This window comes from Pseudomonas pudica, from assembly GCF_015680405.1.
GTDB lineage: Bacteria > Pseudomonadota > Gammaproteobacteria > Pseudomonadales > Pseudomonadaceae > Aquipseudomonas > Aquipseudomonas pudica.
The window spans coordinates 12,393-34,530 of record NZ_JADLJS010000021.1 but is presented as its reverse complement, the minus strand read 5'-3'; the positions used below and the strand labels follow the sequence as shown (position 1 = coordinate 34,530).

The window sequence follows — 22,138 nt, the reverse complement described above, 5'->3', positions numbered from 1 at the left end:
AACCAGCAAGACTTGACAACGGCTCATGCAAAGCCCGTGAAGCGAAATCCTGCAGCCCCGCCCCTTTGATCTCACTGTAGCAGCCACACGCCATCAGTGTGCGCGGATTCTGCCGCTCAAACGGGGTGCCTGGCCGCCCCGCCGTCACGGCGGTACAGCAAGGTACGCAGCAGGAACAACGGGTTACCCACCACATAGCGCATGAACAAACGCTTTGGCTCGCGCAACAGCCGATATAGCCATTCCCCGCCCAACCGCCGCAACCACACGGGCGCCCGGCTGACCTTGCCACCGAGGAAGTCCAGGATCGCGCCACCGCACACGATCAGGCAAGGCGCGCCAGTGGCCGCCAGCCTTGCCGCCACAACCTCCTGCCTGGGCATGCCCATGCCCAGCACGATCAGCTCCGGTTGTAGCTCGCTGGCCAGTTGCAGATAGGTATCGACGCTGGCAAAACCATCGTGGACCGACACCGGTACCACCCCGAACCTGGTTGCGCTGCGCTGCACGGCCTGGTCGAGGTAGGGTTGCCGGGTGCCCCAGAACGCGACCCGCCGCCCACGGTAGGCGGCCAGGAGCCGAGGAATGAAGTCGGTGCCATTCATGTTGAGGCCTGGTTCAAGCCCCAACCGGCGATACAGAATCGCCATGCCGGAACCGTCGCGCAGTAGCACGTCGGCCGCCGACAACGCCTGGTGGCAGGCGCCATCGCGAACCACCAGGTTCATTGCATGGGCATTGACGAAGCCCAGCACGGTCGGAGCCTGCGGGGCGGTGAGCCTGTCCAGCAGGCGCTGCGCGGCAGTGGCATCCGCCACCACCTCGAGCTTGCCGACAAGGGTGTTCCAGCGTTTCTGCCATTCAGCCATCAGTCTTCATCCCGTTTCGAACGTACCCATTCAACCTGGCGCTTGATCAGGAACCCCAGATACAAGGGGACCTTCCTTGCGGCGTAAAACGGCGCATACAGCAGCACGGAAAACGGAATCAGCTCGCGACAGAAGCGCGCCCAGGCCAGTGCAACGGCAAGACCGAGCAATGCCAACGCGCAAAGAGCGATCCAGGCAGGTGCCGCCAGCCCGAACAGCAGGTATGCCAGCCAGGCCACCAGGTTGAGCCCGAGCAGGCTCAGTACCAGCAACGCCAGGGGCGGCACCAGCAGGTCCAGGGTCATGGCCAGCAAGCTGCCGTTACGCTGGTTGACTGCGGCCAGCGCACGCCTGGGCGCATCGGCCAGCATCAGGCTCAGGTGCCCATGCTCCCAGCGGGTGCGCTGGCTACCCAGGCCTTGCCGACTGGCAGGGAACCGGCTGCTTACCACGGCCTCGGGGCAGAACACTGGAGGCTTGCCCTGCTGGCAAAGGTCCAGGCCCAGCTTCACGTCCTCCACCAGGTGCCCGTTGGCCAGGTCGATCAAGGCCAGGTCACGCCAGCCGAACGCCATGCCGGCGCCCATCAACTGGCAAGGCAGGCCCAGGCGTGCCCAACCACGCGGGCGCACCAGGTTCTTGACCCGCCAGGCGAACTCGGCAACCTGCACTGTCAGCCCGGCCCCTGCCGGTGCGTGCATCAGGTACAGCGCCTGCACCGGGCGCGCGACCTCGTGGCAGCGCCGCGCCAGGCGCTCGATTGCCCCCTCGCCCACCTGGCAGTCGGCATCCACCACGATCACCACTTCGGGCGGCTGGCTGGCCAGGTGGCGCACGCCAAAGTCCAGTGCGTAGCCCTTGCCGCGCAACCGCGCATCGCGGCGCTCCACCACTTCGGCACCCGCCTCGCGCGCCAGTTGCGCGGTGTCGTCCGTGCAGTTGTCCGCCACCACCAGCAAGCGGTCGCCAGGGCGCAACTGCGGGGCAATGCTCGCCAGCGCGGCAGCAATCGTCGAAGCCTCGTCATGGGCTGGCACCAGCACTGCCACCTGCGGACGAGCGTTGTTGCCCAACGGCTGCGCGCGCGCAGGCAGGCAGGCCATCAGCACCTGCACCAACAGCAGCAGCACCGGCAACAGGGCGATGGCCGCCAGCATGCCCAACGTCCAAGCCAATACACTCATCATGCGGATGCCTTGAAATAGCTGGCCAGCCTGGCCGCTTCGGTATCGATGTCGTGCCGTTGCAGTACACGCTGGCGTGCCGCCTCGCCCATGCGCTGCAGCGTTTCGGCAGGTTGCGCCAGGCAGTCGGCCATGGCCGCCGCCAGTTCGTCCACGGCGCCGGCAGGGAACAACCAGCCGTTCTCGGCCGGCCGCACCAGCTCTGGAATGCCTGCCACATAGGTGGTCAGCACTGGCCGGCGCAAGGCCATGGCCTCCATGATGACTACTGGCAAACCTTCGGCAAAGCTGGGCAGCACCAGCGCACGCGCCGCAAGGATTTCCTCGCGCACCTGTGCGCTGCTGATCCAGCCGGTGATGCGCACCTGCTGCTGCAAGCCATGCCGTGCAATCAACGCCTCGATCTGCCCACGCATCTCGCCGTCGCCGGCCAGCACCAGCTCGAAGGTGATCGACCGCGCAGCCAGTAGCCGGGCGGCTTCGAGCAACAGCAACTGGCCTTTCTGCTCGCACAGGCGGCCGACGCACACCAGGCGTGGTGCCGTGGGCACGCTGACCGGCGCCACCTCATGGAAACTGCGCTCGAGGCCGCAATGCACCACCTTCACCTTGGCCCAGTGGTCGTGTGCGACCCAGCGAAACAACTGGCTGCGCCCGTACGAGCTGACCGCCGCAACAAATGCGGCACGCCGCACCTTCTCGCCCATGTGCAGGAACTGCGGCTTGTCGAACTCTTCCGGCCCGTGCACGGTAAAGCTGTAGGCTGGCCCGCCCAGCACGTTGGCCAGCATCACCACCTCTGTGGAGTTGGTACCGAAATGTGCGTGCACATGGTTTGCCTGGCCTGCCTGCAACCACTGCAGTACCTGGCAGGCCTCGGCCAGGTAGACCAGATGGTAGGGCCAGGCGCGGTCGGCCCGCAGACCAAGGCGCATGGCCAGCCACAGCGCCCGGAAGAACCGGCGCGGCTGTGCGCGCAACACTTGCCAGGCCGGCGCCAGCAAACCCTTGACGCCACGCTGCAGCACATAGCGGGTCCTGGTCCGTTCGCTCGCATCCTCGGCGTCCTGCAGCTCGGCGTCCCACCCGCGCAGGGCAATACGCTGCACCTCTACCCCCTGGCGCTCCAGCGCCAGGATCTCGCGGCGGATGAAACTGTGGCTTACCTTCGGGTACTGGTTTATGAAGTAGGCAATGCGCATAGGAATCCAGATCAAGACCCGCGTAGTGAACCTTCATGCCTGCCGCGGCAGGGCCGGCCGTTACTTCAGGCTGTCGACTATCGGCGGCCGGCGACCCGCCGATGCCACCTCGTCAGATGCATCCCCCTGTTCACCTTGTAGCCCAAGGTTGTGGCCGCTGCCTGGCAACATGGCTTGCAAGCGCGCGAAAACGTCGTCGAGCAATGCCTGGCGGCGGCGGTACATTGCCCGCTTTTTTGCCGGGATGTCCTGTTCCGCCCGCCGTGCCGCAGCCAGCGAAAGGGCGAAGAAGTCGGCATGGTTCGATGCGGTAGCACCGTGTTCCAGCCAGATCGCGTCATAGTTGGCCGCCAGGTCCTGGCCTTTGTCATTGCCAAAATACGCGTGCCGATGATGGCGGCAGGCATCACTGACGGCATACAGGTGTGTCACGCCCAGGGTCCTGGCCAGGCACTTCAAGGCCTCGATCAGCAGGCTGCGTGGGCGCAGCCCTTCGAAATCCTTGGTCAGGTCGCGGTAGATGGCCAGTGAGGTTTCGCTGTCGATACCCTTGTGGATGCCCTGCACGGCACCGATGAACAGGCACAGTTCGCCCTGGCTGCGGCACAGGCTGAACGCCAGGGATGCCACGCGCAGGTCGCCCTGGAACAGGTTCAATACCAACTCGCCTTCGCGCTTGAACCAGATCGGCCGGTCCAGTACCAGGCGGCAGCCCGGCGAATGGCTGGACAGCTCGCACAGCGTCAGGCTTTCATCCCGCCCCAGCAGCAACAGCGCCGGAAACTGCCCGGCCAGCACTTCGAAGTGCGAAGCCAGCACCTCGAGGCGTTGCGGGGCTTCCCAGCATTTGCTGAGGTAAGGCCACTGCACCACACCGATGCAATCCACCCCCAGCCGCTGCAAACCTTGCGCGCCCAGCGTCGCCTTCATGCGATGCAGGAACGCATTCAGCTCGGGCCATTGCCTGGCAATCTGCAGCGTCAACTTGCGCTTGTTGTTCAGCGCCCGCAACGAGTAGCCCGGTTGCAAGGTAAACACGCTTTTCACGATCATGCCGAGCATCATGGGCCTCTTTCTCATGGAACTGCACATAACTCATTGAATTAGCATGGGTCCTGTGGGACAGGCTGAAGCCGCTCCCACAGGGTGCGCGGACTGCTTGCCAACTCAGTTCTCTGCGCGACAGCACGCCGCAAAGGGCTGGGTGATCTTTCACTTGTACTCGATCAACGTCGATTTGCCGGCCGCGATGCGGTGGCGCAAGAATTTCAGTTGCCCGAGCATTTCCGGAAACTTGCCCAATACCAGGAACACCGCCTGTAGCCAGTTCTCCCGCACCGACTTGCCACCACGGCGGGCCAGGCGTACGGCCTGCAGTGGGTAGACTAACAGCAGCAGCAGGCTCCAGCCCCCCAGCAACAGCCAGGCCAGCACGATCCCCATGGGGATGACCAGCCCCCACAGCCAGGCCCGGCGCGATTCGCGCAGCCAGTGCCGCTCGGGCGGCTGACCATGCAGGTAAGCCCCTTCGGCATAGGCGTGGCCAGCGCGCAGGCTACGCCGCCACCATTGGCTGAAACGGGTCATGGCGGCGTCGTGCAGGGTCATCTCGGCGTCCAGGCGCCAGACTTTCCAACCCTTTGCCCGCAGGCGCACGCACAGTTCGGGCTCTTCTCCAGCGATCAGCTCGGGGCGAAAGCCGCCGACGGCGGCAAAGGCATCGACCCGCATCAGAGCATCGCCACCACACGCCTTGGCTTCGCCGATGGGGGTGTCCCACTCCAGGTCGCACAACAGGTTGTACACCGACCGCTGGGGGAAGCGCTCGCGTCGGCGGCCACACACCACTGCAACGTCGGGATGGTCGTCGAGAAACGCTTGCGCCGCGGCCAGCCAGCCGCCATCCACCTCGCAGTCGCCATCGACGAACTGCACCAGCTGCATGGACGGCAGCCGCCGCTGCAAGGCAAAAAAGCCTTCGTTGCGGGCGCGTGCGGCAGTGAACGGGGTGCCCATGTCCAGCGCCAGTACCTCTACCCCCAGGCTGCGGGCCAAGTGCGGTGAGCCATCGGTGGAGCCCGAGTCGACGTACATGACCTTGTCCGCCCCCTGCTGCAGCGAAAGCAGGCAACGCTGCAGGCGCTGGCCTTCGTTGCGGCCAATCACCACCACACCGACCCCGCTCGCCATGGGCCTCACTCGACAGGCGCCTTGGCGGCCGGCTGCCTGGCCTTGATGATGGCCGGCACCCCCACCGCCAGCGAATTGTCCGGCACATCCACCAGTACAACGGCATTGGCCCCGATGATCACGTCGTTGCCGATACGGATGCTACCCAGCACCTTGGCCCCGGTACCGATATCGACGTTGTTGCCGAACACCGGTGCTATCGGCTCGCTGACGTTCTTCAGGCCCACCACCACCCCATTGCGAATACGGCAGTCATCGCCAAAGCGGGCATAGCCGCTGATGACGATGCCGCCAAAATGGTCGATGACGAAGTTGCGGCCGATCACCACTTCGCACGGCAGCTCCACACCCGTGATGATCTGCACGAACTTGAACAGGACCTTGTAGATGAGCGAAAACAGCTTGCGCAGCAATGCCGGGCGCACCCCGTAGCGCCAGCGGCCGAAGCGGTACACCAGCAGTACCCAGAAGCCCTGGGCGCCCCAGTCACCGCCATGGGCACGCAGGTCGGCACGTACATTCTCGAACATGGCTACACCTACCTTGTCGGTTGGCTGGCGTAACGGGTCTTGAACAGCAGAGACCAGGTCGCCCGGCAGTGACGCCAGCAGGCCTGTATCGCGCCCCGGCCGCGTCGTTTCAACAGCGCCTTCAGAGCCAGCACCAGGTCGCCCACGGTGACCAGCAGCATGTGCAGGGCAAGCCCTGCCAGCCCGTGATGCTTGCGAAAGTAAAGCAGCTCGCTTTCGATCTGGTATGACGAAATCTGCCGGCTGGCTGCCTCCAGTTCGGCCACCGATCGGGAGCTTTCTCCCCCGATGTGCACCACCGTGGTATGCGGGTAGAACACCACCTTCCAGCCTGCCGCCTTCACCCGCTTGCAGTGGTCGACCTCCTCGTAATAAAGAAAGTAACGCGGGTCGAACAGGCCTACCTGGTCGAGCACTTCGCGGCGCACCAGGTAGAAGCAGCCAGGCAGCCAGTCGCACTCGCGTACCGAAGCGTGGTCCCAGTTCATTTCGTCGACCATCTTCAAGCCGGGGAACAAGCGCCCCAGCCCGGTACGCCCGACGAACACGTTGAGCGGTGTGGGGAAGTAGCGGCAACTGGGCTGCAGGTCACCGTCGCGACCCTCCAGGCGCACCCCCAGCACTCCGCACTCCGGGTGGGTTTCCATGTAGTCGAGGGTTTTCTGCAGGGAATCGGCGGCGACGAAAGCGTCGGTGTTCAGCAGCAAGGCGTACTTGCCCTTCAGGTGCGCCAGCAGCTGGTTGTTGGCCCGGCCAAACCCCACGTTCTGCTTGTTGCTCAGCAGCAGCGCCTGCGGGCACACCTCGGCCATGCGCTGCAGCGAGTCATCGACCGAGGCGTTGTCCACCACCAGGTAACTGGCCAGCCGTTCGCTGTCGGCCCGGCGCAGCGCGTCGAACATCGGCTGCAGCAGCCCGGCCGTGTTGAAGTTGACCACCATGACGTCCACAGGTTTGCTAGCCATGGTTGCCATCCCCGAAGAAATACTGGCGCCTTTGCGCCATCAGCAGCGGCTCCAGCAGCGGGTCATAGGCGCCATTGCGCTGCTTGATCAGTTCGATCCACGGGTAGGCTTCGCAACGTGCCTCGACCCGTTTTATCAACGCCTCGGTGGTGCAGATGAACTCTGCGGGGTTGCCACCAAACACCGTGCCCGGCGGCACGTCCTTGGTGACTACGGCACCGGCGGCCACGATGGACTCAGGGCCGATGGTCACGCGCGGCATGACGATCGCACCATGGCCGATGAAGCAATTGTCCTTTATGTCGATGAAACCGACCGAATCCAGGTGCTTGCCGAAGCGATGTTCGATCAGCAGTACCACCCCGTCATGACCGATCAGCGTGCAGTCGGACAGGCCCACACTGTTGCCGATGCGAACCAGCGAGGGGTCCAGGAACCTGCAGCCTGTATTGACATAGAAGTTGCTGCCTACCGAGTGAAAGTTGCCCCAGCGCGTCAGGTAGGCCCCCCACTCAAGCCCGGAAGGTTTGCAAAACTTCCGGTAAAACGCACTTCCTCGCCCCGTTGCGTGGACATAGTGCATCACTGCCTTGCGTATCCATCCTTTCATGCTGCCCGCCTCGCAATCAAAGCAATCTGGACTGTTCCTGAGGCGCATCCGGTCTCGTTCTTGTGGGTGCTGACCGCAGCGCACTCAACCCATGTACAACCTGCATCACGCCACGGCGTGCCTGGCCGAACTCATCCTGGTATCGAGGTGGTCGGCCAGGCGTAACGCAAACTGCAGCAGCGGCATGGTCGGGTTGGAAGCGCCACCCGTGGCAAAGATGCTGCTGCCGGCGACGTAAAGGTTCTCGGTGCCGAACACCTTGCAGTTGCTGTCGACAACACCGAATTGCGCCGACGATGCCATGCGCGTGGTCCCCATGTGGTGGGCATGCGGCGACAACTTCAGCGGTATCGAAGTGTCATGAACGAAATCGTTGAGCTTGACGAAGCCCAGGTTCATGTCAGCCCACTGCTTGGCCAATTCGCTACCAATGCACTTGATGGTGTGGCGGTCATCTGCGGTCAGTGCCCAATTGACATTGACCTTGGCCACGCCCAGTGCGTCCTTCTCATCCAGCAGCGAAATGCGGCTGTGCAGGTTGGGGAACTGCTCGATCATGGTGCTGATCACGCCGTCACCTGGGCAACTGAAGCTGGCCACGAAGGCGATCTTGCTGGCAACGCCCATGTCACAGGCCAGGTTCTCCAGAAAATGCTTGACCTCGGCAGTACGACCATAGGTTTGTACATCGGCCAGCAAGGCGGCCCGGACATTGCCTTTACCTGCCTTGTATTCTTCAACGAAGGCATCGGTGGTGTAGTACTCGCGCGGCTCAGCGGCCAGCCCCGACTTGAGGATGAAGTTGCCAAGGTCAATGTTCAGGTGCTCCATGAAGCACCCGCCGACCAGCCCGTCCTTGCTCACGACCCCGGCTGCCACCAAGGACTCACTGTTGAGCAGTTGCCGGGCATTCTCGATGGCGCCAGTGGCCAGTATGAAGTTGCTCGCCACCAGGCGCTGGCGATTGCATGCGTAATCGGACAGGACGACTGCGGCCAGGTGGCCGGAAGCCTGGTCAAATTCCAGGTTCACGCAATTGCAGTTGATGAAGACATCCAGGCCTTCGGTCTGCTCGAGGGCCGTAGCGTATTTCTGCGCAAAACGGGTTGGCGGACTGAGCAGAAAGCGGTCCGGCTCGAAGTCCCCCCCATCCAGGCCACTGTTCAACGCGTGAAAATCCGACCCGGGCGGCAGGTCGACGATGTCCATCGCAGCTGGCAGGTAGCCTGCAATTTCCGAATAGGGAATGGGCCAGCCAGGCAAATCACCAGGGGGGGGAATGGAGAAGTCCGAGGGGCTGAACGGCCGGCAACGGCCTGCCCAATGGTTGGAGGTCCCGCCCAGGTAACGCAAGCGCGCTTCCTTGGCATACAGCTCCAGGCCGGTGGATGCACAGGCGTACAAGGCTTGCGAGTTCGTCGAGAACTCACGCCCGCCGCCTTCGGCAAGCAGTACGCTCCAGCCGGCGGCGGCCAGGCGCAAGCCCAGGGTGATGCCTGCCGGGCCGGCGCCGATGATGCAGACATCATAGCTGTCGCGCAGCGCCTTCTGCTGCTGATAGTCCTTGATCATGCGTGGTCGTTCCGGAAGTAACGGGACGGCAATACCCAGCCGTTGATTACCACGAATCCGGCTTTGTCAGCGGGTTGGCTGGCAACGGTAGCCGTTGCTCCGAACAGCGCACCACCAACGCCCAGCAAGACACAACTCTGGAGAAAGCCTCTACGACCCACTTGCTCAGTACAGAAAGTAAGCTTCCCCATGATCCCGTGACCTGTATCTTAGTTTTCACCCGGCAAGCCGCGTTACAGCCAGTTGAAAAAGGCTGTCAGCAGCGCCCCGCAAAGCGCCCCGACCGCGAGCATCGGCAGCACCACCAGCTCACGGTTGAGGCTGAAGATATCCAGCTTGCAATTCACGTACACGATCAGCACCAGAGTTGGCATGGTATGCAAGGCAACCCCCCAGATCGCCCACTCCACCCCGCCGATCGCCAGCAACAGCGGCAGCAGCCCCCACAACGAAACCAGGCGAATGATGTTGTCCATGGCCTGGTACTTGGTCAGGCCCAGGGCAATCCATACCTGATGAGCCAAGGTATAGCGCAACATGAAGAACGACAGCGAAAGAATCGCCAGCATCGGGCCGGCTTCACGGTAACGGTCGTCGTACATCCAGCCGATCAGCAGCGGGCTGGCGGTCAGGAAACCGCCACAAATGAACAGCACCAGCAGGTCGACCAGCAGACGGAAGCGGTGATACAGGGCCTTCAGGCGCTCCTTGTCGTCGGCCCGGGCCGCTTCGCTGAAGGCGGGCAGCGCCACGGCCCCGAAAATTTTCATCAGTGCGGTCTGCACGGCGCCGAGGATCAGCACGGCGATCGAATACACCCCCAGTTGGGCCGCCGTCATGCTGGCGCCAAACCACAAGCGGTCGCCGTACATGGCCAGCACACCGACCATCGACGACAGCAGGATCCAGCGGCCGAACACGATCAGTTCGGTCAGCGCGCTGCGGTCCCACTGCAGACGGTTGCCTTGCCCCTCCAGGGCGGTATGGCCCAGCAGGGTCCAGGCCAGGGCCGACACCAGGCCGGCAATCACCAGCGCCCAGACCGAATGCGTCAGGTAGCCCAACACCAGCATCACCACCAGGCCGACCACCTGCGAGGCCAGGTCGACCAGCACCACGCGCTTCTGCTGGAAAGTGCGTACTGCCACATCTATCTTGGTGGACTGGAACCCCCAGATCACCGCCGACAGTCCGGTCGCCGCCAGCACCAACGGCAACACCGGTGCGGCATAGGTGGAGCCCGCCGGCCACAGCTCGGCCAGCTGGGCAATCCAGGCGCCCAGGGTCAGCAGCAACGTCAGGGCAAACAGCACGAAGCCACGGATGATCTGCACGGTCCATGCGGTATTGAGAAAATGCGGGTCGTCACCGCGATGGCTTTGGATGATGTTCTGGCGCAGACCGACATCGGACAGTAGATGCAGAAGTACCGAAACGGTGGTGGCGATGACCATCACCCCGAACATTTCCGGCAGCAGCAAACGGGCCATGATCAGGTTGCCGCCAAGGCGCATCACCTGTGACGCCACTTGCGAAACCAGGTTCCACGACCCAGCCCTCAGGGCCCGCTTGCGCAGGCTCGCGGTGGCAGACACATCAATCGACGGCATGACGTCAATCTCTGACTGATTGGCTAAAAGGTCACTATAGTTTCAATCAGCCACGATGCTAGCCGTTGCCCACCGACGCAAAGGTGCACATAGCCAATGCCTGAACATTTTCGTGCGTTGATCGTCATCCTGTTTCTGGCGAGCGTGGTCTTCCTGCTGGCGCGGCGGCCTGCCACCGACCTGGTCCCGCTGAGCGACTTCAAGCGCCGGCGCAACCTGTGGTTCCTGCTTACCCTGCTGGCCTTCTTCTCGCACAGCTTCTGGCTTTACCTGGGTGCTGGCGCCGTCATCCTGTACATCGCCGGGCGCCGCGAACATAACCCCATGGCGCTGTTCTACATGCTGCTGTTCCTGGTCCCGCCGGCTTCGGTGCAGGTGCCCGGGTTTGGCGTGGTCAATTACCTGGTCGATCTCAACCATATCCGCCTGCTGACCCTGTGCGTGCTGCTGCCGGCGGCACTGGCTCTGCGCCGACAAGGCGACAACCTGCGCTTCGGCCGCACCTGGCCCGACAGGTTGTTGGCGGCCGGCCTGCTGCTGATGAGTGTGCTGTACCTGCGCGAAACCACCCTGACCGACACCCTGCGCCAGACGCTGTATCTGTATGTCGACGTGTTCCTGCCGTATTACGTGGCCAGCCGTGGCCTGCGCCAGATCAGCGACTTCAAGGACACCCTGCTGGCCTTCGTGCTTGCCTCCTTCGTCCTGGCCCTGATCGGTGTGGCCGAGTACGTGCGCCACTGGCTGCTGTACAGCGCTCTGGTCGACGCCATGGGCGTGCCATGGAGCATGTCCGGCTACCTGAGCCGTGGCGGATCGCTGCGCGCCAGCGTCACCACCGGGCAGGCGATCGCCCTGGGCTATGTGATGAGCGTGGCCATAGGCCTGTTCCTGTTCGTTCAAGGTTACGTGCGCCGTCCCCTGCAGCGTGCGCTGGGCGCGCTGCTGCTGGCCGCCGGGCTGTTCGCACCACTGTCCCGTGGCCCGTGGATCGGCGCCGTGGTCATCGTGGTGGTGTTCATCGCCCTGGGCAAAGGTGCGGTCAGGCGCCTGGCGCTGCTCGCTGCGGCCGGCATGCTGGCCCTGCCCTTGCTGACCATCGTGCCCGGTGGCGACAAGGTACTGGACATGCTGCCGTTCATTGGCAGCCTCGAGAAAGAGAACATCACCTACCGCGAACGGCTGATGGACAACTCGTGGATCGTCATCCAGCGCAACCCGCTGTTCGGCTCGTTCGACTTCCGCAACACCCCGGAAATGCAATCGATGATCCAGGGTGAAGGCATCATCGACATCGTCAACACCTACATCAACCTGGCGCTGCGGGTCGGGCTGGTCGGGCTTGGCCTGTTCGTGGCGTTCTTCGCCACCGTACTACACGGTATCCGCAAGGCCATGCGCAGTTTCCCCGACAAGGACGACGAACAACGCCAGCTCGGCCGGACATTGCTGGCGACACTGATCGGCATCCTGGTGATCATCTTCACCGTCAGCAGCATCACCTTCATCCCGGTGGTGTACTGGACTGTCGCCGGGCTGGGCGTGGCCTACATCCAGATGGTCCGCAGGCTGCACAACAGCCAGGCCATCGCGCTGGCCGACCCCGGCCTTCTACCAAGGTGACGCTCATGAGCCTGCTCCCCCTGCGCAACCGGGGTTTTCAAACCCTGCTGCGGGTTTCGGCCATTGCCGGCCTGGCCTTGCTACCGCTCACCGGCTGGGCATCAGCGTGGCAAGCCAGTGTCGATGAACAGAACGGCCTGCCCACGGTGACCCGCGGCGGTGGGCCGGTGATGAAAGCCAAGTTCGACTTCTGGGCGGCCAACTGGAGCTGGACCGGTTTTGCCACGACGTTCAAGGTAGTTGGCCCCTACCACTACGTGCTGCAGGGCAAGAACAAGGAACTGGACTTCGACCTTGCGGCGGATATCCGCAAGGAGCAGGCGCAAACCTTGAGCTGGGCCTTCGACCTCGACGCCCATAGCCGCCAGGCCGGAGTAATGGGCGGCGGCATGGTGTTCCAGTTCGACCCAGCGCAAATAGCCGGAGAGATGGGCACCCCGCAGCTGCTTCCCGGCAACCGTGGCTGGTCATGGGGTAAGGCTGACCAGGGGCGGCGCATCGAAATGCGCTTCGACCCACCACTGGCCAAGGTGTATTTCGAGCGCGGCAACCCGTCCGAACTGCGTGCGTTCATCTACAGCGACCCGATCAACGCCGGTCGGCAGCAGATCAAGGCGATGTTGAACATTACCGGCGACATCGAGCTGGGGCCCACGCCCAGCGAACGCTTCGGCCTGGCCGACCCAACCGCTTGGCCCGACGACCAACTGGACTGGCGCACCTCGCCAGTAGACCTGTCATTCCTCAATGCCACGGAAAAGCCTGCCGGCAAGCACGGCTTCGTCAAGGCTGTCGGCGAGCAGCTGATGTTCGAAAACCACACCCCGGTGCGCTTCTGGGGCACCAACCTGTCCGCCTATTCGCTGTTCAAGAGCCCCGACGAAGAAATCCGCCAACAGGCCAAGCGCCTGTCGGCACTGGGTTTCAACCTGGTGCGCCTGCATCACCACGATTCGCCCTGGGTCAGCCCGAACGTGTTTGGTGACGGCACGTTGGTGCGCGATACCCAGCAGCTCAGTGCCGAATCGCTGCGCAAGCTCGACCTGTGGATCAAGGCGCTCAAGGACGAGGGTATCTATATCTGGCTGGACCTGCACGTGCAGCGAGCACTCACGGCCAATGACAACATCGATGACTTCAAGGAACTGGCCAAGGGCGAAGACCACATCGACCTGAAAGGTTACGCCTATGTGAACCGCAGTATCCAACAGGCGATGAAGCGCTTTGCCGAACAGTACCTGACCCATGTGAACGAATACACCGGCGTGGCCTACAAGGACGACCCGGCCATCGCCGCCATACTGCTCACCAATGAGAACGACCTCACCCAGCACTATGGTAATGCCCTGATGCCGAACAAGGACGTACCGCACCACAGCGACCGCTACATGGCAGCGGCCAAAGCTTTCGCCAAACAGTACGACCTGCCCACCGACCTCACCTGGCGCGCCTGGGAGCATGGCCCTTCGAAGCTGTTTCTCAACGACCTGGAACAGCGCTTCAACGCCGACATGATCGCCCACCTGCGCGGCCTCGGCGTGAAAGTGCCGATCGCCACCACCAGCACCTGGGGCGGCAATGGCCTGAGCGCACTGCCGGCACTGACTGCTGGCGATGTCATCGATGCCCATGCCTACGGTGCCAACGGGCAGCTGGAGAAGAACCCGTTGACCAGCGACGGCATGATCGACTGGCTCGCCGCCGCGCAGGTAGTCGGCAAACCACTGACCGTCACTGAGTGGAACGCCGAACCCTTCCCGCTGCCCGACCGCCACTCGCTGCCGCTTTACGTGGCCGGTAACGCTGCCCACCAGGGCTGGGATGCCATGCTGCAATACGCCTACAGCCAGCAGGCTTTCAACCCTGGCTGGCGCACGGCGGACAACTGGCACGCCTACAACGACCCGGCGATGATCGCCACCCTGCCCGCTGCCGCCCTGCTCTATCGCCGTGCGGACGTGAAGCCGGCCACTACCCGCTATGTGTTCGCGCCGACGCCCGCCACCCTGTACAACCAGGAGATCACCCCGCGCAATTCACCGCTGCTGCGCACGGCCATGGAAAAGGGCCAACTGCAGATCGCCCTGCCACAGACGCCGGAGTTGCCCTGGCTGAAACCCGCCGCCATCCCTGCCGGTGCGCAGGTACTGCACGACCCCGGGCAGTCCCTGCTGCCAGCCGACGCCACAGAAGCGCTGAGCGACACGGGCGAGCTCAAGCGCAACTGGCAACAGGGCATCTATACCATCGACACACCGCTGACCCAGGCCGCCACCGGGTGGCTGGGAGGTCGTTCGATCAGCCTGGGCGCCATTCAGGTGCAAGCACGAACGCCGTACGCCAGCGTCGTGGTGCAAAGCCTGGACGGCAACCCCCTGGACCAGTCGCACGAACTGCTGCTGTCGCTGGGTACCCGTGCCGTGCCCAAGGGCGATTACAAGACACCGTTCAACGTCGAGCCGTTTACCGGCACCTTGCGCATCAAGGCACCTGCTGGCCTGAAGCTGTTCGCACGGGATGCGCAGGCACAGTTGAAACCGTTGCCGATGGCTTACCAGGATGGGCACTACAGCATCACGTTCGACGGCAAGTACATGTCCAACTGGCTGTTCTTGAAATAGGGCATATGGCCATCTACCCTCACCACAGACCTGTAGCTGAAAAGCGCGGCTGTACAACAGCAGAGTCCGGGAGGCATGGATGAAGTTTCTGGTTGTCGGTGGCGCAGGCTACATTGGCTCGCACATGGTCAAGCACTTGCTCGTTGCGGGCCATGAGGTGGTGGTGGCGGACCTGGTCTCGCCCGGCCCCGGCATCCAGTGGGCAAAACTGGATATCGCCGACGAACCCGCCCTGGATGTGCTGTTCGGGGTTTGCCGTTTCGATGCCGTGTTCCACTTTGCCTCGTTCATCCAGGTGGGCGAGTCGGTCAGCGTGCCCGGCAAGTATTACCAGAACAATGTCTCGGCCACCCTTTCCCTCCTGCAGGCCATGGTGAATGCCGGTATCAGGCACCTGGTGTTTTCTTCCAGCGCGGCCGTTTACGGCAACCCGCAGTACGTACCGATCGACGAAGCGCATGCCAAGGGGCCGATCAACCCGTACGGGCTGAGCAAATGGATGGTCGAGCAGATTCTCGAGGACTTCGACCGGGCCTACGGCTTGAAGTCGGTATGCCTGCGTTACTTCAACGCAGCGGGAGCAGACCCGGAAGGCCAGCTGGGAGAGCGCCATGACCCGGAAACCCACCTGATCCCGTTGATCCTGCAGGCCGCTTCGGGCCGTCGTGATGCGGTAACGGTATTTGGCCGCGACTACGACACGCCGGATGGTACCTGCATACGCGACTATGTGCATGTGGCCGACCTGGCGGCGGCTCATGCGCTGGCGGTGGATTACCTGCTGTCGGGTGGCGAGCGAACCGCGTTCAACCTGGGCAATGGGCTAGGTTTTTCGGTGCAGCAGGTGATCGATACGGCGCGGGCGGTGACCGGCCGGCAGATCCGCACCCTCGATGCCGCCCGCCGCCCCGGCGACCCGCCCCGGTTGGTGGCGGATGCTGGCAAGGCCATGCGCATGCTGGGCTGGCGGCCGGAGTTTGCCACGCTGGAATCGATTGTGCGGCACGCATGGCAGTGGGAGTTGCAGTACCCCTGGGCTCATCGCCAAAGCTGAGATCATGGGGCTCGCTACCCAGCTGAAGGAATGCGCCATACCCTGTGGGAGCGGGCGCGCCCGTGAACACCGGCGCAGCCGGTGCCATCCACCGCGTCGCCTGCTCTTACAGGTGCCAATCAGCCGGCCCTTCCAGCATTCAGAGAAATACCTGCCGGATCCGCTTCTTGTCGATCTTGCCAACGCTGGTCTTGGGGATCTCCTCCACGCAACGCAGCTGCCGCGGTATCGCCCATTTGTTCAGCTGCCCGCTGTCGACAAACGGCTGCAGGTGGCCGGCCAATCCCGCCTGGTCGAACTGCATGCCGTCGCAACAAACTACCAAGGCCAACGGTTGCTCACCCCACTGCGGGTCCGGAATACCGATCACCGCCACCGATGCGACAGCCGGATGCTGGCTGATCAGGTTTTCCAGCGCCACCGAACTGACCCACTCGCCTCCGGTCTTGATCACGTCCTTGATCCGGTCACGAATACGCACCACACCCGCCGGGTCGATGCAGGCCAGGTCGCCGGTATGCATCCAGCCCCCCAGCCACAACGCGGCACCCTGCTCCGGCTCATGCAGGTAGCCCTGGGTCAACCACGGTGCACGCACCACGATTTCACCCAGGCTTTCGCCATCGCGGGGCACATCATTGCCTTCAACATCGACGATGCGCAGGTCCACTAAAGCAATCGGCACGCCAGCATCGATACGCAGCGGCAGTTGTTGCGCCATGGGCAGTGCCAGCAGGTCGGCGCTCAGGTGGGTGATGCTGAGCAACGGGCAGCTTTCCGACATGCCGTAGCCACAATGCACGCTGATACCGCGCTCGCTGGCACGCTGCGCAAGGCCCAGGGTCAGGGCGCTGCCGCCCAGCAGCATCTTCCAGCCGCTCAGGTCGGCGCGGCGTCCTTCCTCGCTGTCGAGCATCATCTGCAGCACCGTGGGCACGCAATGGGAGAACGTCACGCCTTCGTCGCGGTACAGGCGCACCAGGCGGTTGGGCTCGTAGCGCCCGGGGTAGACCTGCTTGATGCCCAGCGCCGTAGCCACATAGGGCACGCCCCAGGCATGCACGTGGAACATCGGCGTGATGGGCATGTACACGTCGCCGCTGCGCAGCAGCGGCACCTCGCCGCACGCAGCCAGGGTGCCCTGCTCGACCAGGGTATGCAGCACCAATTGCCGGTGGCTGAAGTACACGCCCTTGGGGTTGCCGGTGGTTCCGCTGGTGTAGAACAGCGTGGCCAGCGAGTGCTCGTCGAAATCCGCGAAGTCGAACTGCGGCTCGGCAGCCGACAGCAGCGCTTCGTACTCACCCAGCAACGGCACATCTTGCGCTGTGGGGTCGCCTTCGCCGAGGCGGATGAAACCCTCGACCGTCGGCAAATCATCGCGCAATTGCGCCATCAATGGCAGGAAGTCGTCATGCACCAGTACCAGCCGGTCATCGGCATGCTTCATGGTGTAGCGCACCTGCTCGGTGGAAAGGCGGATGTTCACCGTGTGCAGCACCGCACCCAGCATCGGCACGGCAAAGAAGCACTCCAGCGCCCGGTGGCTGTCCCAGTCGAGCAAGGCAACGGTGTCGCCAGGCTTGACCCCGGCGGCGGTCAGCACATTGGCCAGGCGCTGAATGCGTTCGAGCAGCGTGGTGTAGGTGTAGCGCAGCTTGTCGGCGTAGACGATTTCCTGGTTCGGCTGGTAGCGCACGCCCGACAGCAGCAGGCGCTTGATCAGCAGCGGATAGGCGTAGGCCTGCTCGGCCGCGGGCATGATGCGAGTGGTGATCATGTCGGCGGCCCTCACAGTTGCCCGGCCTCGAGCAGGTACAGGCAGTCGCTACCGGCCCTCACACTGGCGCTCAGCGAATGAATGCGTGGCAGCAGGCGGGCAAAGTAGAACCGCGCGGTGCCCAGCTTGCCAAGGTGGAACGGCTCGGGGGCCGCATGACACTGGCATACCACGGCCATGCGTGCCCACAGGTAGGCGTAGAAGGTGTAGCCAAACACCTGCAGGTACTCCACCGCTGCCGCGCCAAGCTCGCGCGGGTTGCTCTGGGCGCGGTCGAGCAACCAGGCGGTGAGCTCGTCGAGGTTGCGCACGGCAGCCAGCAGCGGCGCACCGAACTCGGCGCACGCCGCAGGCAGCATCTTGGCAAAGGCGGTAATTTCCTCGGACACGCTGCGATAGGCCTGGCCGCCATCGGCAAACAGTTTGCGCCCCACCAGGTCGAGGGCCTGGATGCCGTTGGTGCCCTCGTAGATCTGGGTGATGCGGCAGTCGCGGATCAACTGCTCCTGACCCCACTCGCGGATATAGCCATGACCGCCCAGCACCTGCTGGCCGTGCACGGTGGTTTCCAGCCCCATGTCGGTAAGGAAGGCCTTGGCCACCGGTGTGAGCAACGCCACCTTGGCCTCGGCCTGGGCGCGTGCGACCGGGGCCTCGCTGTACTTGGCCAGGTCCAGCTGCAGTGCCACATAGGTGGAGAATGCCCGCCCGCCTTCGTTCAGCGCTTTCATGGTCAGCAGCATGCGCCGCACGTCCGGGTGGACGATGATCGGGTCAGCGGCTTGCCCCGGCGCTTCGGCGCCGGTCGGCGCACGCCCCTGCTGGCGATCACGGGCATAGGCGATGGCACCCTGGTAGGAGCGTTCGCCCAGGGCCAGGCCCTGGATACCTACGCCCAGGCGCTCGTAGTTCATCATGGTGAACATCGCGTTGAGGCCCTTGTTCGGCTCGCCGATCAGGTAGCCGATTGCACCGTCGAAGTTCATCACGCAGGTGGCCGAGGCCTTGATGCCCATCTTGTGCTCGATCGACCCGCAACTCACCGCGTTGGCCTCGCCCAGCACGCCGTCGGCGTCAACCAGCACCTTGGGCACCAGGAACAGCGAGATGCCCTTGGGCCCGGCTGGCGCATCCGGCAGCCGCGCCAGCACCAGGTGGATGATGTTCTCGGTCAGGTCCTGCTCACCGCCAGTGATGAAGATCTTGGTCCCGCTGATGCGGTAGCTGCCATCGGCAACCGGCTCGGCGCGGGTGCGAATCAGGCCCAGGTCAGTGCCAGCGTGCGGCTCGGTCAGGCACATCGAACCGGCCCAGCGCCCTTGGTACATGGGCGGCAGGTACAACGCCTTCAACGACTCACTGGCATGGTTGAGCAGCGCCAGGCAGGCCCCGGCGGTCAGCATCGGGTACAGGCCGAACGACAGGTTGGCGGCATTGAGCATTTCTTCGAGCTGGGCGCCGATCACTTTCGGCATGCCCATCCCCCCATATTCCGGGGCACCAGCCACACCCACCCAGCCATCTGCGGCGAATGCCCGGTAGGCATCGGCGAAGCCATCGGGGGTACGTACCTGGCCCGCCTCCCAGCGGCAACCCTGCTCGTCACCACTGCGGTTGAGTGGCGCCACCACCTCGGCAATCAGCCGGCCGGCCTGTTCGAGCACGGCCCGGGCAGTATCCCCATCGACCTGCTCGGCCAGCGCGGGCGTTTGCGCCCACCAGGCCGGGATGTCGAACACTTCGTTGAACAGAAAATCCATGTCGCGCAGTGGCGGAAGGTAATCAGACATGAGGCGAACACTCGGTTTCTTGGGTTTGCGGAAGCGACGTGGCCTGGGCCTCGGCAGGTGCCGGGGCGGCCTGGCCACGCAGGAGGAAATGCGACAGCGCAGGGATCAACACCAGCGCGCCGAGCATGTTCCACAGAAACATGAAGGTCAGCAGCAGGCCCATGTCGGCCTGGAACTTGATCGGCGACCACGCCCAGCCGACCACGCCGGCTGCCAGGGTGATGCCGACCAGCCCGACCACCCGGCCGGTGAAGGCCACGGCTTTCTGGTAGGCCTGGGCCAGGCTCAGCCCGGCGCGCTGGTAGTGCAGTTGCACGCTGAGCAGGTACAGCGCGTAGTCCACGCCGATGCCTACGCCCAGTGCGATCACCGGCAAGGTGGCGACCTTGACGCCAATGCCCATGGCTACCATCAGCGCCTCGCACAGTACCGAGGTGAGCATCAACGGCAGGATCGCCACCAGCGTGGCGCGCCAGCTACGGAAGGTGAACAGGCAGAACAGCGTGACTGCCAGGTACACCAGCAACAGCATGCGGTGGTTGGCCTCGCTGACCACCACATTGGTGGCGGCCTCGATACCGGCGCTGCCGGCGGCAAGCAGGAACTGCTGTTCGGTGCTGCTGTTGGCCTGGGCAAAACGCTCTGCCACGGCGGCCACCTGAGCCAGGGTGTCGGCGCGATGGTCCTTTAGGTAGGCGATTACCGGCATCAGCGAGCAATCGTTGTTGAACAACTCAGGGGCGTTTACCGAAGCCTGCTGGGCGGCGTAGTTGAGCACGTCCTGGTTGCGCTGCAGGCTGTTCAGGCGCGGGTTGCCTTCGTAGGTGCCGGCGGTGATCTGGCGCACGGCATTGGCCAGCGACACGGTGGTCTGCACACCCGGCAATTGCTGCAGCTCCCAGGCCAGGCGGTCGGCAAGCACCAGTGTCTGGTATTGCAGGCAGCCTTCCGGAGCGGTCTTGACCATCACCGCGAAGGTATCGCTGGACAGCGCGTAGTGCTGGGTGATGTAGGCATTGTCGAGGTTATAGCGGGAGTCGGCGCGCAACTCGGGGGCACCGCTGTCGAGGTCGCCGATTTTCAGTTGCAGGCTGCCCCAGATACCGAGGGCGCCCAGGGCCAGCGCCACCAGCAGTGCGACGCTGGCCCATTTGCGTTCGGTGAAGCGGTCGAGCAGGTCCCACAGGTTGATTGGGGCTGCGTTGCAGCCCTTCGCGGGCATGCCCGCTCCCACAGGTATCGCGCCGTCCCCGTGGGAGCGGGCGTGCCCGCGAAGGCCCCAGCGCGCATCGATAGCCAGGGCTCGTTCAGCGGCCCTGCGGCCCACGCCAACATAAGACAGCGCCACCGGCATCAGCAGCAGCGAGGTGAAGATCAGCACCGCCACGCCGATGCTGGCGGTGATCGCCAGGTCCTGAATCACCGGTATGTCGATCAGCATCAGCACGGCAAAGCCCACCGCATCGGCCAGCAATGCAGTCACCCCGGCCACGAACAGGCGGCGGAAGGTATAGCGCGCTGCCACCTGACGGTGGGTGCCACGGCCGATGTCCTGAAGGATGCCGTTCATCTTCTGCGCCGCGTGGGATACGCCGATGGCAAAGATCAGGAATGGCACCAGGATCGAATACGGGTCGATGGCGTAGCCCAGCCAGGCCACGATGCCCAGCTGCCACACCACTGCGGTCAGTGAACACAGCACCACCAGCAGGGTGCTGCGCAGGCAACGGGTGTAGCAGTAGATGATCAGCAGGCTGGTCAGCACCGCCAGGGCGAAGAACGCCATCACCTGGATCAGCCCGTCGATCAGGTCGCCCATCAGCTTGGCAAAACCGATCACATGGATGCGGTACTGGCCGCTGGCCTGGTACTGGCTGCGCAGTTGCTCGAGCTTCTGCGAGAAGGCGTGGTAGTCGAGGCCCTTGCCGGTGGCCGAATCCTGGTCGAGCAGCGGCACGACCAGCATGCTCGACTTAAAGTCCCGCGCCACCAGGCTGCCGACGATGTTGGCGCGCTCGATGTTCTGCCGCAGCTGCTCGATGTCACCCGTAGCGCCCTGGTAGCCGTCGGGCATCACCGGGCCGCCCTGGAAGCCCTCCTCGGTCACCTCGGTCCAGCGCACCGCAGGGCTCCACAGCGACTTCACCCAGGCCCGGTCCACGCCCTGGCTGAGGAACAGCTCGTCGTTGATGTGGCGCAGGGTCTGCAGGTAGCCCGGGTCGAAGATGTCGCCCTGGGTGTTCTCCACTACCACCCGCACCGCATTGCCCAGGCCACGCAGTGATGGGCGGTTTTCCAGGTAGTTCTGGATGTAGGGGTGGCTCTGCGGCAGCATCTTGTCGAAGCTGGGGCGCAGCTCCAGGCGGGTGAGCGCCATGTAGCCCAGTACCAGGGTCGCCAGCAGCATGCACAGCAGGAACGGCAGGCGATGGTTGAACACCAGGCGCTCCAGGCAATTGCCCGAGCGTGGGTCGAAGTCGTCGAGGTTGCGGATTACCGGCAGGTTGTCTTGGCGGGTTGCGGCCATCAGGGTCTTCT

General features: G+C 63.9%; 16 protein-coding genes. 3 read left to right on the top strand and 13 right to left on the bottom strand.

Going from position 1 to position 22,138, the window contains the following annotated elements; genetic code table 11:
* Positions 1-116 precede the first annotated feature (116 nt).
* From IRZ77_RS15980 to IRZ77_RS15935, 10 genes are all read right to left on the bottom strand, one after another.
* Complete coding sequence (locus tag IRZ77_RS15980; protein ID WP_046614235.1) at positions 117-869, bottom strand: WecB/TagA/CpsF family glycosyltransferase; 753 nt, start codon at positions 867-869, stop codon at positions 117-119.
* The gene (locus tag IRZ77_RS15975) at positions 869-2,056 is read right to left on the bottom strand and encodes a glycosyltransferase family 2 protein (protein ID WP_046614236.1); all 1,188 of its coding nucleotides are present in this window, start codon (positions 2,054-2,056) and stop codon (positions 869-871) included. The genes IRZ77_RS15980 and IRZ77_RS15975 overlap by 1 nt, the downstream gene beginning before the upstream one ends.
* Entirely contained in the window at positions 2,053-3,255 is a 1,203-nt protein-coding gene (locus IRZ77_RS15970; RefSeq protein WP_046614237.1) for a glycosyltransferase, read from the bottom strand. Before IRZ77_RS15970 ends, IRZ77_RS15975 begins: the two co-directional genes overlap by 4 nt.
* Positions 3,256-3,315: 60 nt before the next feature.
* A complete protein-coding gene (locus tag IRZ77_RS15965; protein ID WP_046614238.1) occupies positions 3,316-4,320 on the bottom strand; it encodes a VirK/YbjX family protein in 1,005 nt (334 codons plus the stop codon).
* Positions 4,321-4,467: 147 nt separating this feature from the next.
* Positions 4,468-5,445 (bottom strand): glycosyltransferase family 2 protein, encoded by a 978-nt coding sequence (locus IRZ77_RS15960; RefSeq protein WP_046614239.1) that lies wholly within the window; start codon positions 5,443-5,445, stop codon positions 4,468-4,470.
* A 5-nt stretch (positions 5,446-5,450) separates the two neighbouring features.
* Positions 5,451-5,975 carry a serine O-acetyltransferase gene (locus IRZ77_RS15955; protein WP_046614240.1) on the bottom strand — a complete coding sequence of 175 codons (525 nt, stop codon included), beginning with the start codon at positions 5,973-5,975 and terminating at the stop codon, positions 5,451-5,453.
* Positions 5,976-5,983: 8 nt separating this feature from the next.
* Positions 5,984-6,940 carry a glycosyltransferase family 2 protein gene (locus tag IRZ77_RS15950; protein WP_046614241.1) on the bottom strand — a complete coding sequence of 319 codons (957 nt, stop codon included), beginning with the start codon at positions 6,938-6,940 and terminating at the stop codon, positions 5,984-5,986.
* Complete coding sequence (locus IRZ77_RS15945; RefSeq protein WP_196173919.1) at positions 6,933-7,550, bottom strand: acyltransferase; 618 nt, start codon at positions 7,548-7,550, stop codon at positions 6,933-6,935. The genes IRZ77_RS15950 and IRZ77_RS15945 overlap by 8 nt, the downstream gene beginning before the upstream one ends.
* Before the next feature lie 105 nt (positions 7,551-7,655).
* Positions 7,656-9,122 carry an FAD-dependent oxidoreductase gene (locus IRZ77_RS15940; protein ID WP_196173918.1) on the bottom strand — a complete coding sequence of 489 codons (1,467 nt, stop codon included), beginning with the start codon at positions 9,120-9,122 and terminating at the stop codon, positions 7,656-7,658.
* A gap of 233 nt (positions 9,123-9,355) precedes the next feature.
* Positions 9,356-10,732, bottom strand: coding sequence for an oligosaccharide flippase family protein (locus IRZ77_RS15935; protein WP_196173916.1), 1,377 nt, complete (start codon positions 10,730-10,732; stop codon positions 9,356-9,358).
* A gap of 96 nt (positions 10,733-10,828) precedes the next feature.
* Here IRZ77_RS15935 and IRZ77_RS15930 point away from each other — a divergent pair, with 96 nt between their 5' ends.
* The 3 genes from IRZ77_RS15930 (at position 10,829) to galE (ending at position 16,030) form a co-directional block, all read left to right on the top strand.
* Complete coding sequence (locus tag IRZ77_RS15930; protein ID WP_196173915.1) at positions 10,829-12,355, top strand: O-antigen ligase family protein; 1,527 nt, start codon at positions 10,829-10,831, stop codon at positions 12,353-12,355.
* Between the two features lie 5 nt (positions 12,356-12,360).
* Positions 12,361-14,976 carry a cellulase family glycosylhydrolase gene (locus IRZ77_RS15925; protein ID WP_196173914.1) on the top strand — a complete coding sequence of 872 codons (2,616 nt, stop codon included), beginning with the start codon at positions 12,361-12,363 and terminating at the stop codon, positions 14,974-14,976.
* A 79-nt stretch (positions 14,977-15,055) separates the two neighbouring features.
* Positions 15,056-16,030: a UDP-glucose 4-epimerase GalE gene (galE, locus tag IRZ77_RS15920; protein ID WP_196173913.1), complete on the top strand. Its 975-nt coding sequence runs from the start codon at positions 15,056-15,058 to the stop codon at positions 16,028-16,030.
* Positions 16,031-16,169: 139 nt separating this feature from the next.
* Here galE and IRZ77_RS15915 read toward each other — a convergent pair whose 3' ends face one another.
* The 3 genes from IRZ77_RS15915 to IRZ77_RS15905 are packed head-to-tail and all read right to left on the bottom strand — an operon-like array spanning position 16,170 to position 22,127.
* Positions 16,170-17,810, bottom strand: coding sequence for a fatty acid--CoA ligase (locus IRZ77_RS15915; RefSeq protein WP_085598850.1), 1,641 nt, complete (start codon positions 17,808-17,810; stop codon positions 16,170-16,172).
* 11 nt (positions 17,811-17,821) lie between these two features.
* Positions 17,822-19,600: an acyl-CoA dehydrogenase C-terminal domain-containing protein gene (locus IRZ77_RS15910; protein ID WP_196173912.1), complete on the bottom strand. Its 1,779-nt coding sequence runs from the start codon at positions 19,598-19,600 to the stop codon at positions 17,822-17,824.
* Positions 19,593-22,127, bottom strand: a complete 2,535-nt coding sequence (locus IRZ77_RS15905) for an efflux RND transporter permease subunit (RefSeq protein WP_196173911.1) — start codon at positions 22,125-22,127, stop codon at positions 19,593-19,595. The genes IRZ77_RS15910 and IRZ77_RS15905 overlap by 8 nt, the downstream gene beginning before the upstream one ends.
* Positions 22,128-22,138 lie beyond the last annotated feature (11 nt).

Bases quoted from the DNA above. Each gene is read 5' to 3' on its own strand.
- IRZ77_RS15915 (WP_085598850.1), bottom strand. From the start codon at position 17,810: ATGATCACCACTCGCATCATGCCCGCGGCCGAGCAGGCCTACGCCTAT.
- galE (WP_196173913.1), top strand. From the start codon at position 15,056: ATGAAGTTTCTGGTTGTCGGTGGCGCAGGCTACATTGGCTCGCACATG.
- IRZ77_RS15945 (WP_196173919.1), bottom strand. From the start codon at position 7,550: ATGAAAGGATGGATACGCAAGGCAGTGATGCACTATGTCCACGCAACG.
- IRZ77_RS15970 (WP_046614237.1), bottom strand. From the start codon at position 3,255: ATGCGCATTGCCTACTTCATAAACCAGTACCCGAAGGTAAGCCACAGT.
- IRZ77_RS15910 (WP_196173912.1), bottom strand. From the start codon at position 19,600: ATGTCTGATTACCTTCCGCCACTGCGCGACATGGATTTTCTGTTCAAC.
- IRZ77_RS15940 (WP_196173918.1), bottom strand. From the start codon at position 9,122: ATGATCAAGGACTATCAGCAGCAGAAGGCGCTGCGCGACAGCTATGAT.
- IRZ77_RS15925 (WP_196173914.1), top strand. From the start codon at position 12,361: ATGAGCCTGCTCCCCCTGCGCAACCGGGGTTTTCAAACCCTGCTGCGG.
- IRZ77_RS15950 (WP_046614241.1), bottom strand. From the start codon at position 6,940: ATGGCTAGCAAACCTGTGGACGTCATGGTGGTCAACTTCAACACGGCC.
- IRZ77_RS15905 (WP_196173911.1), bottom strand. From the start codon at position 22,127: ATGGCCGCAACCCGCCAAGACAACCTGCCGGTAATCCGCAACCTCGAC.
- IRZ77_RS15980 (WP_046614235.1), bottom strand. From the start codon at position 869: ATGGCTGAATGGCAGAAACGCTGGAACACCCTTGTCGGCAAGCTCGAG.
- IRZ77_RS15960 (WP_046614239.1), bottom strand. From the start codon at position 5,445: ATGGCGAGCGGGGTCGGTGTGGTGGTGATTGGCCGCAACGAAGGCCAG.
- IRZ77_RS15975 (WP_046614236.1), bottom strand. From the start codon at position 2,056: ATGATGAGTGTATTGGCTTGGACGTTGGGCATGCTGGCGGCCATCGCC.
- IRZ77_RS15935 (WP_196173916.1), bottom strand. From the start codon at position 10,732: ATGCCGTCGATTGATGTGTCTGCCACCGCGAGCCTGCGCAAGCGGGCC.
- IRZ77_RS15930 (WP_196173915.1), top strand. From the start codon at position 10,829: ATGCCTGAACATTTTCGTGCGTTGATCGTCATCCTGTTTCTGGCGAGC.
- IRZ77_RS15965 (WP_046614238.1), bottom strand. From the start codon at position 4,320: ATGATGCTCGGCATGATCGTGAAAAGCGTGTTTACCTTGCAACCGGGC.
- IRZ77_RS15955 (WP_046614240.1), bottom strand. From the start codon at position 5,975: ATGTTCGAGAATGTACGTGCCGACCTGCGTGCCCATGGCGGTGACTGG.